We start from the raw sequence: 17,677 nt of genomic DNA on the forward strand, positions 1-17,677 counted from the left end.
ACGTCATGTCCTCCATCTTCGATTGCGGCGACGAGGCCCAGCTTCTCGCCGGGATGCGCCACGCACGTCAGGCGATCAGCCGCGGCGAGCTCATCGTGATGCCCACCGACACCGTCTACGGGGTCGCGGCCGACGCCTTCTCGCCGACGGCGGTGCAGCGGCTGCTCGACGCCAAGGGGCGCGGTCGCAACCAGCCCCCGCCGGTGCTCGTCGGCTCCAAGGAGGTCGTGCACGCGCTCGCGGAGTCCGTGCCCGAACCCGTGCAGCGCCTCATCGACGCCTTCTGGCCGGGTGGGCTGACCATCGTCCTTCCCGCGCAGCCCTCCCTCGTCTGGGACCTCGGCGACACCGAGGGCACGGTCGCGATCCGGATGCCCGAGGGCCGGGTCGCCCTCGAGCTGCTCGCCGAGACGGGGCCCCTCGCGGTCTCCAGCGCCAATCTGACCGGTCGCGACGCGGCGATCTCGGCGCTCGACGCCGAGCGGATGCTGGGCGACAGCGTGTCGGTCTACCTCGCCGACGGCCTCAGTCGCGACGGGATCGCCTCGACGATCGTCGACGCCACCTCGCTCGTGCCGCGCGGCGCCGAGCCGACGACGGGCGGAGTGCGCATCCTCCGTGACGGCGCAGTCAGCCGTGAACGTCTCGCAGAGGTCCTCGGAGATCTGCTCGAACCCGCGGAGTCGGCAGCGGACGCGGAGTCGTGAGCCAGTACCTCCTCACGATCCTCGTGACCGCCGCGATCACCTTCGGGCTCACCTGGGCGGTCTGGAAGCTGAGTCTGCGGTACAAGCTCTACCCCGGCATCCGTGAGCGGGATGTGCACACCACGCCCACACCGCGCCTCGGTGGGGTGGCGATCTTCCTCGGCATCGCCGCGGCGATCGGCTTCTCGGCGCTGAACCCGTTCTTCGCGAACATGTGGATGCCGCCGCAGACGATGTGGTCGATCCTCGCCGCCGCGTTGCTCATCGCCATCATCGGCGTCGTCGACGACCTCTGGGACCTCGACTGGATGATCAAGCTCGGCGCGCAGTTCCTCGCCGCAGGCATCATCACGGTGGGCGGGGGGCTGCAGATCCTGTCGCTGCCCTTCGGCGACCTGATCGTGTTCTCCAGCTGGCTGAGCATCACGATCACGATGTTCGCGATCGTGATCGTCATGAACGCGGTCAATTTCATCGACGGACTCGACGGTCTCGTCGCCGGCGTGTGCCTGATCGCGAACGGCGTCTTCTTCGCCTACTCCTACATCCTCACCCGCGACACCGGCGCCTCCAGCTACTTCAACCTCGCCTCGTTCCTCGCCGCCGTCCTCATCGGTGCGTGCGTCGGCTTCCTGCCGTTCAACTGGAGTCCGGCGAAGCTCTTCATGGGCGATTCGGGGGCCCTGGTGCTCGGGCTGCTGATGGCGACGTCGGCGATCGCCGTGACCGGCCAGCTCGAGCCCTCCGCCCTCGACCCCGAGCGGCTCGGGCGCTCCCAGCTGCTGGGAGCGTTCATTCCGATCCTGCTTCCGCTGCTGGTCGTGCTGCTCCCGCTGCTCGACTTCGGTCTTGCGGTGCTCCGTCGTGTGCATGCCGGAAAGTCGCCGTTCTCGCCCGACCGCAAGCATCTGCACCATCGCATGCTCGATCTCGGACACCGCGATCGCGACGCCGTGCTGATCTTCTACGCCTGGACGGCCGTGATCTCGCTGGCCGTGCTGCTGATGTACGTCGGTGCGCGCGAGGACTGGCCGGGCCAGTATCTTCCCGGTGTGCTGTTCGGCGTCGTCGGCATCGCCGCCTGCCTCGTCATCACCCTTCTTCCCACTCGCCGGCGCACGACCGCGGCGACCGCCGACACCGACCCGACACCCGTGGAGCCCTCGTGAGCGCGAACCCTGTATCCAGCAACCCGATCCTGCGCAGGACCCTGCTCTGGTCCGCCCTGTCGATGGTCGTCCTCGCGATCGTCGCCGGCGGCATCGGCCTGCTCGTCGACGGGGGAGAGGGACTGGTGAGCGGTCTGCTGGGCGTCGTGCTGGCGATGCTGTTCCTCGGCATCACCGCGCTGAGCATCCTGATCGCCAACCGCTGGTTCGGGGATCCGCTCTACGTCCAGCTCTTCTTCGCGATCGTGCTCGGCGGCTGGCTGCTCAAGCTCGGCCTGTTCGTCGTCATCATGATCGTGCTGAGCGGCCAGCCGTGGGTCAGCCCCATGGTGTTCTTCCTGTCGATCGTCACCGGTGTCGTCGCGACGCTCGTCATCGACGTGATCGTGATCACGCGCATGCGTCTGCCGCATGTGTCCGATGCGTCGCTGCCGTCGGAGGCCCCGGCCGACCGGGCGCCCGGCGTGCAGCTGCCGACCGTCGTGCCGGAGGATCGCGCTCCCGGTCGGCACGACCTCATCCAGGACGCGCCCGCTCAGGATGCCCCTGCCGAGGACGGCCCTCGGTCTTAGGGAACCCTCATACTCTGATAGTGTTGACGAGTGCCCGCCGCTCGCCCGCGAGCGCTTGCGCTTGAAGCACACCGACCATCGTCGCCCCGGTCCTTTCCGGTGCCCCGAAGCTGGAGCCCGCGCTGTTCAATCTTGCTGCGAACCTGACGCCCCGACTCGCCACTGACGGCGAGTTCCACGGACCTTCCATCGACGAGTTCTTCCCTGAGATCCTCTTCAACGTGGCGGGCATCCCCGTCCACCGGATCCACCTGGTCCAGTTCATCGCCGTCGTGGCGGTGGTCCTCATCCTCGTGCTCGGCACCCGCCGGATGAAGATCGTACCCGGACGCTTCCAGAGCGTCGTCGAGATGGGCCTGGACTTCGTCCGCGGCAACATCGCGCACGACCTGCTCGGTCGCAAGGACGGCAACCGATTCCTCCCGATCCTCACCACGATCTTCTTCATGGTGCTGTTCATGAACATCACGGGAATCATCCCGTTCCTGAACATCGCAGGAACGAGCATCGCGGCCGTGCCGCTGACGCTCGCCCTGGTGAGCTACATCACCTTCATCTACGCCGGCATCAAGAAGAGCCCGCTCGGCTTCTTCAAGAACGCGCTGTTCCCGTCGGGAGTGCCGTGGCCGGTCTACATCATCGTGACGCCGATCGAGTTCCTCTCGACCTTCATCATCCGGCCCGTCACCCTGATGCTCCGACTGCTGATGAACATGGTCGTCGGCCACATGCTGCTGGTGCTGTGCTTCGCAGCCACCCAGTTCTTCTTCTTCACCGCAGGTGGCGGCTGGGCCGCTCTCGGTGTCGGAACCCTCGCCTTCGGCGGCGCCTTCACTCTCTTCGAGATCCTGGTCGCCGTCCTCCAGGCATACGTCTTCACCGTCCTCACCGCGGTCTACATCCAGCTCGCGGTCGCAGAAGAGCACTAAGCCCCCAGGCACTGAGCGGGTCGGCACCTGCCGGCCCACCCAACGAAAGGAAAAACCCGTGGACGCTACTACGGTTCTCGCAGACATCAACGGTCACCTCGCTTCGGTCGGCTACGGCCTCGCCGCTATCGGTCCGGCCATCGGTGTGGGCATCGTCGTCGGCAAGACCATCGAGGGTGTCGCTCGTCAGCCCGAGCTGGCCGGCCGCCTCCAGGTCCTCATGTGGATCGGTATCGCCTTCACCGAGGCGCTTGCATTCGTCGGCATCGCCGTCGGATTCATCCCCTTCCCGTAATCTCTACCGACTTCTGAAGGAGACAGGATGCTGAACGCTCTTGTCACGAACCTCGCAGCAGAGGGTGAAGCGCACAACCCGCTGATCCCTGCGTGGTACGACATCATCTGGTCGGGTCTGTGGTTCCTCGTCATCCTCGTCGTCGTGTGGAAGGTCGCCCTTCCGAAGTTCACGACGATGCTCGACAAGCGGTCCGCCGCCATCGAGGGCAACATCGCCAAGGCCGACGAGGCCCAGAAGCAGGCTGAGGCCGCGCTCGAGGAGTACACCCGGCAGCTCGCCGAGGCGCGCACCGAGGCCGGCGAGATCCGCGAGGCCGCCCGTGAGGACGGTAAGAAGATCGTCGCCGAGGCCAAGGACACCGCGTCGAGCGAGGCCGCTCGCATCACGGCTACCGCGCACACGCAGATCGAGGCGGAGCGTCAGACCGCTCTCGTGTCGCTGCGCAGCGAGGTGGGCTCGCTCGCCATCGACCTCGCCGGTGGCGTGGTCGGCGAGACGCTCTCGGACGATGCTCGCGCGACGGCGGTCGTCGACCGCTTCCTCGCCGACCTCGAAGCATCCGAGAAGGCGGCTCAGTAATGGGCAGCGCGACCACTCAGGCACTCGCGGCATCCACTCAGGCGCTTGCCGCAGCGAAGGACGTCACTCTCGACTCGGCCAGGGAGCTGTTCGCAGCTGCCAGGACCGTGGCGGAGTCGTCTCAGCTGAGCGGCGCGCTCACCGATCCCTCGGCTCCGGCCGAGGCGCGACAGAACGTCGTGTCGGCGGTCTTCGGCAGGTTCTCGCCGGACGTGCAGAACGTCCTGAGGACCGTCGTGGCCCAGCGCTGGTCCTCCTCGTCGCAGCTCGTCGACGGCGTCGAGGAGCTGGCCATCCGTGCCGCGGCGATCTCCACTCCTCAGGCCGACATCGGAGGAGAGCTGTTCGGCTTCTCCCGCGTCATCGCCGCGAACGCGGATCTCGAGCTCGCGCTCGGAACCCGCCTCGGGGGAGAGGACGCCAAGGGCGCTCTCGTCGACAGGCTTCTGGCCGGGGGCGTCAGCGACGCCGCCGCGCTGATCGTGTCGTCTCTGGTGCGCCAGCCGCGGGAACGTCGCATCCGGCAGATGCTGGCGCGGGCGACGCGCATCGTCGCGGACCAGGGCGATCGGGTGGTGGCGACGGTGCACACCGCGAAGCCGCTGACCGACGCGCAGCGCACCCGCCTGAGCGCGGCACTCTCGCGCCGCTACGACGGCAACGTATCCCTCAACGAGGTCTTCGACCCCGCCGTCGTCGGAGGTCTGCGTGTGCAGATCGCCGATGACGTCATCGACGGCAGCATCTCCGCTCGACTCGCCGACCTTCGCCAGAAGCTCGTCAGCTAATACCCACGTCGGCTAATACGACTTCGCGCGGGGAACCGCGCACCCAGATACAAAGGGAAGACAATGGCAGAACTATCGATCAGCCCCGACGTCATCCGTGACGCGCTGAAGGACTTCGCCGCCGCCTACGAGCCCACCGGGGCAGCGGCGACCGAGGTCGGCACCGTCATCGACGCAGCGGATGGAATCGCGCACGTCGAGGGCCTGCCCGGCGTCATGGCCAACGAGCTCGTGGCCTTCGCGAACGGCACCAAGGGCCTCGCGCTGAGCCTCGACCAGGACCAGATCGGTGTGGTCGTCCTCGGCGACTTCACCGGTGTCGAAGCAGGACAGGAAGTCACCCGCACGGGTGAGGTCCTCTCCGTGCCCGTCGGCGACGGCTACCTGGGTCGCGTCGTCGACCCGCTGGGAAACCCGATCGACGGCCTCGGCTCGATCGCCACCGAGGGCTCGCGTGAGCTCGAGCTGCAGGCGCCCGGCGTCATGCAGCGCAAGTCGGTGCACGAGCCGATGCAGACCGGCATCAAGGCGATCGACGCCATGATCCCCGTCGGCCGCGGCCAGCGTCAGCTGATCATCGGCGACCGCCAGACCGGTAAGACCGCGATCGCGATCGACACGATCATCAACCAGAAGGACAACTGGGAGTCGGGCGACGTCAACAAGCAGGTGCGCTGCATCTACGTCGCTATCGGACAGAAGGGCTCGACCATCGCCTCGGTGAAGGGCGCGCTCGAAGAGGCCGGCGCCCTGGAGTACACCACGATCGTGGCAGCTCCGGCGTCCGACCCCGCCGGCTTCAAGTACCTCGCTCCCTACACCGGTTCGGCCATCGGCCAGCACTGGATGTACGGCGGCAAGCACGTCCTGATCATCTTCGACGACCTGTCGAAGCAGGCCGAGGCGTACCGCGCCGTGTCGCTGCTGCTGCGTCGCCCGCCGGGCCGCGAGGCGTACCCGGGTGACGTCTTCTACCTGCACTCCCGTCTGCTCGAGCGTTGCGCGAAGCTCTCCGACGAGCTCGGCGCCGGTTCGATGACGGGTCTGCCGATCATCGAGACCAAGGCCAACGACGTCTCGGCATACATCCCGACCAACGTGATCTCGATCACCGACGGCCAGATCTTCCTGCAGTCCGACCTCTTCAACGCCAACCAGCGTCCTGCGGTCGACGTGGGTATCTCGGTGTCGCGAGTCGGCGGTGACGCTCAGGTCAAGTCGATCAAGAAGGTCTCGGGAACGCTCAAGCTCGAACTCGCTCAGTACCGCTCGCTCGAGGCCTTCGCGATGTTCGCATCCGACCTCGACCAGGCGTCGCGTCGTCAGCTCTCCCGTGGTGCGCGTCTGACCGAGCTGCTCAAGCAGCCCCAGTACTCGCCGTACCCCGTCGAGGAGCAGGTCGTCTCGATCTGGGCCGGAACCAAGGGCAAGCTCGACACCATCGAGGTCGCGGACGTCCTCCGTTTCGAGCGCGAGCTCCTGGACTACCTTCGTCGCAACACCAAGGTGCTCGACACCCTGCGCGAGACCAACGTCCTCGATGACGACACGGTCGCAGAGCTCGAGAAGCACACGGACGCTTTCCTCCTGGAGTTCCAGGGTGGCAAGGGGCAGGCCATCGGCGCCCCCGGTCACGAGGAGCACGGTGCGGCCGAGGCCGACGACGTCAACCAGGAGAAGATCGTCAAGGGTCGTCGCGCGTAATCGCGTGAGGAACTGATTTCATGGGCGCTCAACTCAGGGTCTACAAGCAGAAGATCTCTTCTGCTCAGACGACCAAGAAGATCACGAAGGCGATGGAACTCATCGCGGCTTCGCGCATCCAGAAGGCGATGGGACGTGTCAAAGCGTCCAGTCCCTTCGCGCGTGCCGTGACGAGGGCCGTGTCCGCCGTCGCGACGCACTCGAACGTCGACCACCCGCTCACCCGCGAGCCCGAGACGATCCGCCGCTCCGCGGTCGTGATCTTCTCGTCGGACCGGGGACTTGCCGGAGCCTTCAACTCGCAGATCCTCCGAGAGGGTCTCGAGGTGGCGGAGCTCCTGCGCAGTCAGGGCAAGGAGCCGGTGTTCTACCTCGTCGGTCGCAAGGCCGTCGGCTACTTCCAGTTCCGTCGCATCGCGGCGGCCGCGGAGTGGACCGGCGACACCGACACCCCGTCGTTCCACACGGCGGAGGAGATCTCGGCCACGCTGCTCGAGGACTTCTCCCGCGGTGCGGACGAGGGCGGAGTCGACGAGATCCACCTCGTGTACAACCGCTTCGTCAGCATGATGACGCAGTCGCCGGAATCCGTGCGCCTGCTTCCGCTGGAGATCGCGGAAGCCGATGACTCGGAAGCGGGAAGCGCCGTCTACCCGCTCTACGAGTTCGAGCCGGATGCCGAGACAGTCCTCGACGCGATCCTGCCGGTGTACATCCAGAGCCGCGTCTTCAACGCTCTCCTGCAGTCGTCTGCTGCCAAGCAGGCTGCGACGCAGAAGGCGATGAAGTCGGCCAGCGACAACGCCGACAAGCTCATCACCGACTACACCCGTCTGCGCAACAACGCGCGTCAGGCGGAGATCACGCAGCAGATCGCGGAGATCGTCGGCGGCGCCGACGCACTCTCGTCGAGCAAATAGACCATCAGGAAAGAGACGAAAATGACCACCACCGCCACGGCTGACCAGCCGGCGACCGCGGTCGTCGGGCGCGTCGCACGCGTCAACGGTCCGGTTGTCGACATCGAGTTCCCGCACGACTCGATCCCCGACATCTACAACGCGCTGAAGACCACGATCACGATCGGCGACGAGTCGGTCGAGATCACGCTCGAGGTCGCACAGCACCTCGGCGACGACCTCGTTCGCGCCATCGCCCTGAAGCCGACCGACGGCATCGTCCGCGGCCAGGAGGTGCGCGACTCCGGTGAGGCCATCTCGGTCCCCGTCGGCGACGTCACCAAGGGCAAGGTCTTCAACGTGATCGGCGAGGTCCTGAACCTCGAGCCCGGCGAGACCATCGAGGTCACCGAGCGCTGGCCGATCCACCGCAAGGCTCCGAACTTCGACCAGCTCGAGTCGAAGACCACCATGTTCGAGACCGGCATCAAGTCGATCGACCTCCTCACCCCGTACGTGCTGGGTGGAAAGATCGGTCTGTTCGGTGGCGCCGGTGTCGGCAAGACGGTCCTCATCCAGGAGATGATCCAGCGCGTCGCGCAGGACCACGGTGGTGTCTCGGTGTTCGCCGGTGTCGGCGAGCGCACCCGTGAGGGCAACGACCTCATCCACGAGATGGAAGAGGCGGGTGTCTTCGATAAGACCGCCCTCGTGTTCGGCCAGATGGACGAGCCGCCGGGAACGCGTCTGCGCGTCGCCCTCTCGGCTCTGACCATGGCGGAGTACTTCCGTGACGTGCAGAAGCAGGACGTGCTGCTCTTCATCGACAACATCTTCCGCTTCACGCAGGCCGGTTCCGAGGTCTCCACGCTGCTGGGCCGCATGCCCTCGGCCGTGGGATACCAGCCGAACCTGGCCGACGAGATGGGCCTCCTGCAGGAGCGCATCACCTCGACGCGCGGTCACTCGATCACCTCGCTGCAGGCGATCTACGTTCCGGCCGATGACTACACCGACCCGGCTCCGGCGACCACCTTCGCCCACCTCGACGCCACCACGGAGCTCTCGCGTGAGATCGCGTCGAAGGGTCTGTACCCGGCCATCGACCCGCTGACCTCGACGTCGCGAATCATGGACCCCCGCTACTTGGGCGAGGATCACTACCGCGTCGCGACGACGGTCAAGCAGATCCTGCAGAAGAACAAGGAACTGCAGGAGATCATCGCGATCCTCGGTGTCGACGAGCTGTCCGAAGAAGACAAGATCGTCGTGTCGCGTGCACGCCGCATCCAGCAGTTCCTCTCGCAGAACACCTACATGGCGAAGAAGTTCACGGGTGTCGAGGGTTCGACCGTGCCGCTCAAGGAGACCATCGAGTCGTTCGATGCGATCACCCGCGGTGACTTCGACCACGTGGCCGAGCAGGCCTTCTTCAACGTCGGTGGCATCTCCGACGTCGAAGAGCAGTGGGCGAAGATCCAGAAGGAGAACGGCTGACCATGGCGCTGCACGTCAGCCTCGTCTCCGCGGACGCGGAGGTCTGGACGGGAGAGGCGAGCCTCGTCGTCGCCAAGACCGTCGAGGGCGAGATCGGCTTCATGAGCGGCCACGAGCCGGTTCTGGCGATCCTCGCTCAGGGCGAGGTCCGTATCACGCAGACCGACGGCACGAAGGTGCTCGCCAACGCGCAGGACGGCTTCCTCTCCATGGAGAGCGACGTCCTGACGATCGTGGCGGGCAACGCGGCCCTCATCGCGTAGCAGTCCGTTCATCGCGTCCGCCCCGGCACCCTTCGTGGGTCCCGGGGCGGACGCGTCTGCATCCCCGAGGTCCCATGAAGATCCTGCTCCCGCCGTCCGAGACCAAGCGTCCTGGCGGTGACGGCGCACCGCTCGATGTCGGCTCGCTGGCGCTTCCGTCGCTGCGCGACGAGCGGCTGGCGGTCGTCGACGCTCTGGTCGCGCTCTCCGCCGACGAGGACGCCGCTCGTGCGGTGCTCAAGCTCAGCACGAAGCAGGGCGGAGATGTGCTGCACAATCGGATGCTGCGCTCCGCAGTCACGATGCCGGCGGTCGACAGGTACACGGGAGTGCTGTACGACGCGCTCGACGCGTCGTCGCTCTCGCCGGCATCCCGACGTTGGCTCGGCGCGCATGTGTGGATCCATTCGGCGCCGCTCGGGCCGATCGGCGCCCTCGATCCGATCCCGCAGTACCGGCTGGCAGCGGGTGTGTCCGTGCCCGGTCTGCCTGCGCTGCGCCGGCACTGGGCGGCTCCGACGTCCGCGGCGATCGCGGAGGAGGATCCCCCCTTCGTCCTCGACCTGCGCAGCGAGGCGTATGTCGCGCTCGGGCCGGTCCCGCAGTCCGTCGCGTCGGTGTACGTGCGCGTGGTGACAGAGCACGGTAGAGCGCTCAATCACTTCAACAAGAAGTCGAAGGGACTGCTCACCCGGGCATTGGCGGAGGATCGACCCCGCGTCGGATCGCTGCGGGGCCTGCGTCGCTGGGCGGAACCGCGGGGATTCGTGCTCCGCGACACCGACGAGCACGGCGTGGTGGAGCTCGTCGTCGCCGAGTGAGCGTCGCGCGGCGCGCGCCGTCCGTGTGTCGTTGCCCCGTATATCAGCGCACCGATATGGTTGGTGTCGCGGCGCGCACGGCGTCCGCTCCATCGGATCCGGAGGGGATCATGTACGACGACTACGACTATTACGGATACGGTCTATCGGGCGGCGCGCTCGTCGCCGTCATCCTGCTATACACGGTCCTGCCGCTCGCGATCTACGCACTCTACGCGTGGTTCTACATGAAAGTCTTCGAAAAGGCTGGCGTGCAGGGCAAGTGGCGTGCGTGGGTTCCCGTCTACAACTCGATGATCTTCTACAAGCTCGGCGATCTCAGCCCGTGGTTGTTGCTCTACGTCCTCGGTGGGGCTGTGCTCGGAGCGATCATTCCCTTCCTCGGTTGGTTCCTCATCCTCCCGCTGGTCGGCATCGCCGCGCGCATCCTCGATCTCATGGTCGCGTGGCGGGTGGGGCTGAAGCTTCAGAAGGACGCCGTCTGGGTGATCCTGTACTTCTTCCTGCCTTTCATCTGGCTGGGTATCCAGGCCTTCGACAAGTCGCGTTGGAACCCGAACATCGCGCCGGCGCCGTGGGCGACGAAGGGTCTCCTCGCCGACAACACCGTGTGGCAGGGCATTCCCGTGCAGCCGCGTCCGGCGGCGGGCCCCGGCTACGGCGCACCGCAGGGGTACGGCGCCCCGCAGGGTTACGCCCCGCCGGCGCCGCAGGGCTACACGCCTCCGGCCCAGCCCGGGTACGCACCGCCCGCGCAGCCCGGATACGCGCCTCCGCCCGCACCGTCGAACCCGGCCGCTCCCGGCGTCCCGCCGGCAGCTCCCTCGGCTCCGCCCGCAGGCCCGCCGGCAGCTCCCTCGGCACCGCCCGCAGGCCCGCCGGCTCCTCCGGCGGCTCCGCCCGCAGGCCCGCCGGCACCTCCGACGGCTCCGCCCGCGGCTCCGCCGGCTCCGCCGACGGACCCCACGCAGCCTCCGGCGTGACCTCGTGACACAGAGCCCCCGACTCCGGTCGGGGGCTCTGTGCGGTCCCGGCCATGCTCCGCGATTGCGGGAGGGTCGTCGCGAGGCGATAACGTGGAGTAATGGTGTCCACTACGATGTGTGAGTATCCCGGCGCGGACCGACCCGCAGGAATTTCGGAGGCGACGAGTGTCTGACACGACGACGAGCACGCGAAGCGTGACGGTCGCTCAGCGCCCGCTCCTGCTGTCCTGGGCGGGGGTCACCGACGTCGGACGCCGGCGCGAGACCAACCAGGACGCGTTCTTCGCGGAATACCCGCTGTTCATCGTCGCGGACGGCATGGGCGGTCACGCGGGCGGCGAGATCGCCAGCCGCAGCACGGTCACCCGCCTGCAGGCGGTGGCGACGTCCGGTTCCGTGGGGCGTGCGTCGATCGAAGGTGCGCTCGAGCTCGCGGTCGCGGACATCGCGGATCACCCAGAGGCCACGGACGAGGGCACCGGCACCACTCTCACCGGAGTGTTCCTGGAGTTCGACGAGGAGGAGCCGCACTGGGCTGCGCTGAACATCGGAGATTCCCGGGTGTATCTGCTCCGGGATGACCGACTCATCCAGGTGACCACCGATCACTCCGTCGTCCAGGAGCTCATCGCTGCCGGCAAGATCAGCCCCGAGGAGGCCGAGGGCCATCCGTACAGCAACGTGATCACGCGCGCGGTCGGGGCGAGCGAGCTCACAGCGCCCGACTACGTGACGATCGATGTGCGGGCCGGAGACCGGTTCGTGATCTGCTCCGACGGACTCACCAAAGAGCTGACCGACTACGGCATCCAGCACTTCCTGCGCGCGAACGCCGATCCCGCCGCCGCCGTCGATGCGATGCTCGCCGCCGCGCTCGAGAACGGCGGACGAGACAACGTCACGCTCGTCGTCGTCCAGGTGTCCGACGAGTCATCGAGCACCGACTCCTCGTCGTCCGATGCAGCGACAGCCGCGGTCGACGACGTCTCCTCCACCGAAGACCGTCAGTCCGACTAGCGCTCCGCGGCCTGGGGAGGGCTCCCGTGCCCTCCTGATCCGGGGTGCACTGAAGGGATGGAATCTCTTCCGATAGTCATCCCGTCTGCGCCGGCTCCGGTGCGTCGCCCGCCGACACCCTTCGTGGCAGCTCTTGTGCCGGTCGCTGCGGGCGTCGGGCTGTGGGCGGTCACCGGCTCGCTGTTCTCGCTCTGCTTCGCGGCCCTGGGGCCTCTGATGATCTTCGCCTCGCTCATCGACGGCGCCCGATCCCGCCGCCGTTCTCGTCGCGAGGGTGCGGTGGAGAATGCGAAGGCGTGGACGCGCGTCGAGGAGCAGCTGGCCGGCCAGCATGACGAGGAGCGCCAGGGGCGCTGGCATCGTCACCCGGATGCCGCGGCCTGTCTGGACCAGCCCCCTCTGCGGGGTTCGGACCCTCTCGGGCCTCGCACCGAGATCGTGGTGGGCAGCGGAACGGGGGTGAGCGTCGTGCGTGCATCCGGCGGAGACGGGGAGCGTGAGCGTGCTTTCCGCGAGCGCTGCGGTCGTCTCGAGGACGTGCCCGTCACTGTGCCGCTCGGAGGCGGTGTGGCTCTGCGCGGCGGGCGTCCGCTGGTGGAATCGGTGGCAAGGGCACTCGCGCTGCAGCTTGCTCTGAGATTCGGTGCCGCGCAGATGACGATCTGCGGCGACGGGCTCGACGACTGGGGACTCGCCCAGCTGCCGCAGGCGAAGGCGGCTCGTCGTGGCGCCTTCCGTCTCGGGGTCGCTCGCGCGGGTTCGCGGCGTCCGGACTGCGACAGCGTGATCTGGATGCTGCACCGGGGCGACGATGTCGCCGAGGGGATCACCACGGTGATCGACATCGACGAGCCGACCCGTGCTTTCGTGCGCACACCGCAGGGCGTCGTCCGGGTGGCCGTCGAGGGGCTGTCCCACGACCAGGCCGTCGCGATCGCCCAGACCCGAGTGGGGGAGGCAGAGGAGGTCGAGACCCTTCCCGCGGAGATCGCGCTCGGCGGGCTGCGTCAGCAGAAGTCCTCGAGCGGGCTGCCCGCCACGATCGGCCGCGGAGAGCGCGACGACGTGGCGCTGGACATCGTCGAGGACGGTCCGCACGCGATCGTCACCGGCACCACGGGCTCCGGGAAGAGCGAGCTGCTGGTCTCGTGGGTGACCGCGATCGCGACCGCGCACGGCCCCGATCGGGTGGTGTTCGTGCTCGCCGACTTCAAGGGAGGTACGGCGTTCGACCCTCTCAGGGCGCTGCCCCAGGTCGCCGCCGTCATCACGGATCTCGATGACGAGGGCGCCCGGCGCGGAGTGACCAGCCTGAGTGCCGAGCTGCGGCGCCGAGAGTCGGTGCTCGCCGGCGCCGGAGTCCGCGATGTGCGGGAGAGTGACATGCCTCGGCTCGTCATCGTGGTCGACGAGTTCGCGGCCCTTCTGCAGGAGCACCCCGATCTGGGGGCGGTCTTCACCGACATCGCCGCGCGCGGGCGCGCGCTGGGAATGCATCTGATCCTCGGCACGCAGCGTGCGTCGGGGGTCATCCGGGATGCGCTGGCGTCGAACTGCCCGCTGCGGGTCAGCCTCCGAGTGTCGGACTCCGCCGACAGCCGAGCCGTCATCGGCACGGACGCTGCTGCCGAGCTGCCGGGGGGAGTCGCGTCACGGGGTGTGGCACTGGCACGGAGACCGCAGGACGACCAGGCGCGGGTGATGCGAGTCGCCCTGACCGACGCTGCGGACATCCGAGCCGTGGCGGCGCTGTGGTCGCAGGCTGAGACGCCGCAGAGCCCCTGGCTTCCCGCCCTGGAACGACGGATCCCCTTGAGCGATGTGGGTGATCAGCACGCTGACCGCGTGATCCTCGGCCGCGTCGACGACCCGGAGCACCAGCGACAGCCGCTCGACACGCTGGCGGTCGGGGCGGACCGCGGGCTGAGCGTGGTCGGCGCTGCGGGCTCGGGCCGCACCTCCGTCCTACGCGCACTCGCGGCGCAGGACGAGGCGGCGCTGTGGATCCCGCGCGACCCGGAGGAGGCCTGGGACATGGCCGTGGCGCTCTCGTCGGGAGGTGTCAGGCCGCCCCGTCTCGTGCTGTGCGACGACATCGACGTCCAGGTCGACGGCCTGCCCGCGGACTACGCGCAGCACTTGATGCACCTGTGGGAGCAGATCCTGCGGAACAACACGGACACGACCTTCGTGCTGACTTCCGCACGTGCGGGCGGAGCCGTGGGCCGCGTGCTCGACATCCTGCCGCGGAGAGGGCTGCTGCGGATGCGGAGCAGAGTCGATCACCTGGCGGCGGGAGGCGATGCGCGCGGTTTCGAGTCGGAGCGACCGCCAGGACGGATGCGGATCGGCGATCGCGAGATCCAGGTCGTCTGGGTGCCGGACTCGGCAGCGCAGGTGCCCGGGACGGGCGGGGAGGATGCGGTGGCGGAGCGCGTGGGCAGGCGCGGTGGCGTGAGCGTCCGGCACACAACGTCGCGGCGTCGGGCGAGCGACGGGTGGGCGCCGCGGCTTCCTCTCACAGGCCTGGTCACCGCCGGAGCCCCTGCGGTCGCCGAGGCGCTGTCCGCTGTGTTCGCTGAGTGCGACGTCCTGTGCCTGTCGGCCGCGCCCGGCGGTGTCCTACTCTCCGACCGTCCGGCGATCCTGATCGGCGAACCCGAGGCGTGGCAGCGCGACTGGTCTCTCTGGCAGCGGGTGCGCCGAGAGGGGGAAGTGCTCGTCAGAGCAGAGAACGCCGTCGAGCTGCGCCAGCTGGCGGGTGTACGAGACCTTCCGCCGTTCGCCCGACAGCACGCGGGCCGTGCGTGGTCGATGGTGGCGGATTCCGCACCCAGACGGGTCTCGATCCCGGCTCTCGCGGCGCGGCGGTGAACTTCGCGGAGCCGGCGGGGCTCAGGGGGCGGAGCCGGCGCGGCTCAGAGCGCGGAGCCGGCGGGGCTCAGAGGGCTGAGCCGGGGCGGATGCTCCCGACGTTCTGCCCGCCGCCGAGCACGTCGAGCGGGAGCACCGCCTGCAGGGTCGCGACGTCCGCGTCGGTCAGCCCTCCGGCGCGCGCGAGCAGGGTGGCGGCCACGATGGTGCTCGCCCGCGCGCCGCCGTCGAGCATCTTCACCGCGGCAGTCGTGCCGTTCGGGGCGACCATCACGATCACACCCTCTGCGCCGCTCTTGGCGAACACGCCGAGCTTCTCGATCGCGACGGTGTCGGGGCGACCAGGGCCGTCGATGGTCCAGGGGTGCTCGCGAACCGCGCGCACCAGTGATCCGGCGACGCGGTGCAGAGCGAACGGCGAGCGGTCGGATGCGGTGCCGATGCGGTGGATCGAGCGGGCCAGTCCCGTCAGGGTGAGCGCATACACGGGCGCTCCGCATCCGTCGATCGCCGTGTGCGCGACCTTCTCGCCGGTGAGCCGCTCGATGACGTCACGGATGTGCACCTGCAGCGGATGCGCCGGGTCGAGGTAGCCGTCGGTCGGCCAGCCTGTCGCGACGCAGGCCCGCAGCATCGCGGCGTGCTTGCCCGAGCAGTTCATCCGGATCCGGGTCTGCGCACCGTGCTCGCGCACCAGCTCGTCTCGTGCGGCGGTGTCGGACGGCCAGGCGGGAGGGCAGGCCAGGTCGTCCTCGTTGAGTCCACCCTCCGTGAGGATGTCCCGGACCAGGGCGGCGTGGCGGTCGGTGCCGCTGTGGCTCGCGGTCGACATCGCGAGCTGTTCGCCCTCGAGCGCGGCGCCCGCGGTGACGCATGCCACGGCCTGCAGAGGCTTGAGGCTCGAGCGGGGGAGGACCAAGGCATCGGGGTTGCCGTGGCGGACGACGACGTCGCCCTCGGGCGAGAGCACCACCGCCGCCCCTGCATGTCGGGATTCGACGAAGCCGCTCCGTTCGACGACGGCAAGTTCCACGGCATCCTGAACGGTCAGAGTCTCCAGCACCCCCTCAGGATATCGTCGGTCGGCGTCCTCCCGCGCCAACGATGCTGCGTCGCATGCCCGGGGCTGGTGGCAGACTGACGTCATGGCAGATCGTCTGACGCCTCTCGGCGAGCACCGTTACGCTCTCACCGCCACCTGGACCGGCAACTCCGGCACCGGAACGAGCGGTTACCGCGACTACCGACGCGACGTGACGATCGAGGTCGCGGGCAAGCCCGATCTGCTCGCGTCGGCAGACAAGCCCTTCCGCGGCGATCCCGCCCGCTGGAACCCCGAAGACCTGCTGCTCGCCTCGCTGTCCGAATGCCACCTGCTCTCGTACCTGCACGCGTGTGTCACCGAGGGTGTCGTCGTGACGTCATACCGCGACAGCGCATCCGGAACCATGCGCGAAGACGGAGCGGGCGGCGGCGCGTTCGTCGAGGTGACGCTGCGACCTGAGGTCGTGGTGGCGGAGACGTCGATGATCGAGGCCGCTGAGCGCGCGCACGCGCAGGCGCACGAGTGGTGCTTCATCGCGAATTCGATGAACTTCCCGGTGCGACACGAGGCGACGGTCCGCGCGGCGCAGGACTGAGCCGTCGAGCCGTCTCACCATCGCGCCCGTGCCTGACCCGGTCAGCGACGTTCGTGCGGCAGCGCCTGCTTGATCTTCTCGATCGTCCCCTGCGCGGGGGCCTCGTTGAACGCGTCGGCCAGTTCCTGGCCCGAGAGCGCGTGGATCGCCGCCATGATCTCGTCCGTCGCGAGTCGGCGGGCTCGCCCACTGGTCGCGGCGCCGTGCGGCGACAGGTCGAGCGGCTCTCCGAATCGCACGGTGATGCGCTCCGAGAGGGTGGGGACCTTCGCTCCGACAGGCATCACCTTGTCGGTCCCGATCAGGCCGACCGGCACGACCGGTGCCCCCGTCTGCAGCGCGAGGAAGGCCACGCCCGTGCGGCCCTTGTACAGGCGACCGTCGGTCGAACGCGTCCCCTCCGGGTAGAGCGCGACCGCGAGTCCCTCGTCGAGCAGCTGACGCTGCACGTCGAGCGCGTCGAGCGCGGCCTTGCCGGCGCCCCGGCGCACCGAGATGGCGCCGATCGATTCGAAGAAGGTCTTGCTGAGCCACCCCTTCATGCCGGTGCCCTCGAAGTAGGTGGACTTGGCGAGGAAGTGCACCGGTCGAGGGGCGGCGACCGGGATCGCGATGGAGTCGATGAACGAGAGGTGGTTGCTGGCGAAGATGACCGGGCCGTCCTGAGGGACGTTCTCGCGGCCTTCGATGCGGGGCCGGTAGATGGTGCGCGCGAGCGGGGTGATGAGACCGCGACCCAGCCGGTAGGCGAATCCCGCGTGACGGGGTCCCTGCGTCTCTGCGGGCGATGTTGCGGGCTCCACCGACTGCTCTGACGTCATCAGAGCAGATTACCCCCGGATCCATGCCGCCGTGGGAATGAAGCCCCGGCGCGCGCCTCCCAGCCTCGGCCAAGGGGCGTGCGCCATGATGGGGTGTCCCTCCCGCGAACCCG

General features: G+C 68.4%; 18 protein-coding genes. 16 read left to right on the forward strand and 2 right to left on the reverse strand.

What is annotated here, in order from left to right:
• Positions 1–5: 5 nt before the first annotated feature.
• The 15 genes from DXT68_RS06620 (at position 6) to DXT68_RS06690 (ending at position 15,103) form a co-directional block, all read left to right on the forward strand.
• Entirely contained in the window at positions 6–707 is a 702-nt protein-coding gene (locus DXT68_RS06620) for an L-threonylcarbamoyladenylate synthase (protein WP_045255382.1), read from the forward strand.
• Positions 704–1,876 carry an MraY family glycosyltransferase gene (locus tag DXT68_RS06625; RefSeq protein WP_045255381.1) on the forward strand — a complete coding sequence of 391 codons (1,173 nt, stop codon included), beginning with the start codon at positions 704–706 and terminating at the stop codon, positions 1,874–1,876. Before DXT68_RS06620 ends, DXT68_RS06625 begins: the two co-directional genes overlap by 4 nt.
• Entirely contained in the window at positions 1,873–2,448 is a 576-nt protein-coding gene (locus tag DXT68_RS06630; protein WP_045255380.1) for a Cg1360 family ATP-synthase-associated protein, read from the forward strand. Before DXT68_RS06625 ends, DXT68_RS06630 begins: the two co-directional genes overlap by 4 nt.
• Before the next feature lie 122 nt (positions 2,449–2,570).
• The gene (atpB, locus tag DXT68_RS06635; protein ID WP_082069047.1) at positions 2,571–3,377 is read left to right on the forward strand and encodes a F0F1 ATP synthase subunit A; all 807 of its coding nucleotides are present in this window, start codon (positions 2,571–2,573) and stop codon (positions 3,375–3,377) included.
• A 58-nt stretch (positions 3,378–3,435) separates the two neighbouring features.
• Positions 3,436–3,672, forward strand: a complete 237-nt coding sequence (gene atpE / locus DXT68_RS06640; protein ID WP_042541851.1) for an ATP synthase F0 subunit C — start codon at positions 3,436–3,438, stop codon at positions 3,670–3,672.
• A gap of 27 nt (positions 3,673–3,699) precedes the next feature.
• Entirely contained in the window at positions 3,700–4,254 is a 555-nt protein-coding gene (locus DXT68_RS06645) for a F0F1 ATP synthase subunit B (RefSeq protein WP_045255379.1), read from the forward strand.
• Complete coding sequence (locus DXT68_RS06650) at positions 4,254–5,042, forward strand: F0F1 ATP synthase subunit delta (protein ID WP_045255378.1); 789 nt, start codon at positions 4,254–4,256, stop codon at positions 5,040–5,042. The genes DXT68_RS06645 and DXT68_RS06650 overlap by 1 nt, the downstream gene beginning before the upstream one ends.
• 63 nt (positions 5,043–5,105) lie before the next feature.
• Positions 5,106–6,746 (forward strand): F0F1 ATP synthase subunit alpha, encoded by a 1,641-nt coding sequence (atpA, locus tag DXT68_RS06655; RefSeq protein ID WP_045255377.1) that lies wholly within the window; start codon positions 5,106–5,108, stop codon positions 6,744–6,746.
• Between the two features lie 20 nt (positions 6,747–6,766).
• Positions 6,767–7,666 carry a F0F1 ATP synthase subunit gamma gene (locus DXT68_RS06660; protein WP_045255376.1) on the forward strand — a complete coding sequence of 300 codons (900 nt, stop codon included), beginning with the start codon at positions 6,767–6,769 and terminating at the stop codon, positions 7,664–7,666.
• A gap of 21 nt (positions 7,667–7,687) precedes the next feature.
• Positions 7,688–9,142, forward strand: coding sequence for a F0F1 ATP synthase subunit beta (gene atpD / locus DXT68_RS06665; protein ID WP_045255375.1), 1,455 nt, complete (start codon positions 7,688–7,690; stop codon positions 9,140–9,142).
• Between the two features lie 2 nt (positions 9,143–9,144).
• Positions 9,145–9,405 carry a F0F1 ATP synthase subunit epsilon gene (locus tag DXT68_RS06670; RefSeq protein WP_045255374.1) on the forward strand — a complete coding sequence of 87 codons (261 nt, stop codon included), beginning with the start codon at positions 9,145–9,147 and terminating at the stop codon, positions 9,403–9,405.
• 74 nt (positions 9,406–9,479) lie between these two features.
• Positions 9,480–10,226, forward strand: coding sequence for a YaaA family protein (locus DXT68_RS06675; protein WP_045255373.1), 747 nt, complete (start codon positions 9,480–9,482; stop codon positions 10,224–10,226).
• A gap of 110 nt (positions 10,227–10,336) precedes the next feature.
• Complete coding sequence (locus DXT68_RS16930) at positions 10,337–11,209, forward strand: DUF5684 domain-containing protein (protein ID WP_156149317.1); 873 nt, start codon at positions 10,337–10,339, stop codon at positions 11,207–11,209.
• Between the two features lie 168 nt (positions 11,210–11,377).
• Complete coding sequence (locus tag DXT68_RS06685) at positions 11,378–12,229, forward strand: PP2C family protein-serine/threonine phosphatase (protein WP_045255372.1); 852 nt, start codon at positions 11,378–11,380, stop codon at positions 12,227–12,229.
• Positions 12,230–12,352: 123 nt separating this feature from the next.
• The gene (locus tag DXT68_RS06690) at positions 12,353–15,103 is read left to right on the forward strand and encodes an FtsK/SpoIIIE domain-containing protein (RefSeq protein WP_162829113.1); all 2,751 of its coding nucleotides are present in this window, start codon (positions 12,353–12,355) and stop codon (positions 15,101–15,103) included.
• A 67-nt stretch (positions 15,104–15,170) separates the two neighbouring features.
• Here DXT68_RS06690 and DXT68_RS06695 read toward each other — a convergent pair whose 3' ends face one another.
• On the reverse strand, positions 15,171–16,166 hold the full coding sequence (locus DXT68_RS06695; protein WP_244268222.1) for an asparaginase: 996 nt from the start codon (positions 16,164–16,166) through the stop codon (positions 15,171–15,173).
• An 82-nt stretch (positions 16,167–16,248) separates the two neighbouring features.
• Here DXT68_RS06695 and DXT68_RS06700 point away from each other — a divergent pair, with 82 nt between their 5' ends.
• On the forward strand, positions 16,249–16,743 hold the full coding sequence (locus tag DXT68_RS06700) for an OsmC family protein (protein ID WP_045255369.1): 495 nt from the start codon (positions 16,249–16,251) through the stop codon (positions 16,741–16,743).
• A 41-nt stretch (positions 16,744–16,784) separates the two neighbouring features.
• On the opposite strand, the gene DXT68_RS06705 is transcribed toward DXT68_RS06700, so the two are convergent.
• Positions 16,785–17,564 carry a lysophospholipid acyltransferase family protein gene (locus DXT68_RS06705; protein ID WP_045255368.1) on the reverse strand — a complete coding sequence of 260 codons (780 nt, stop codon included), beginning with the start codon at positions 17,562–17,564 and terminating at the stop codon, positions 16,785–16,787.
• Positions 17,565–17,677: the final 113 nt, after the last annotated feature.

Source organism: Microbacterium foliorum, assembly GCF_003367705.1.
GTDB classification, from domain to species: domain Bacteria; phylum Actinomycetota; class Actinomycetes; order Actinomycetales; family Microbacteriaceae; genus Microbacterium; species Microbacterium foliorum.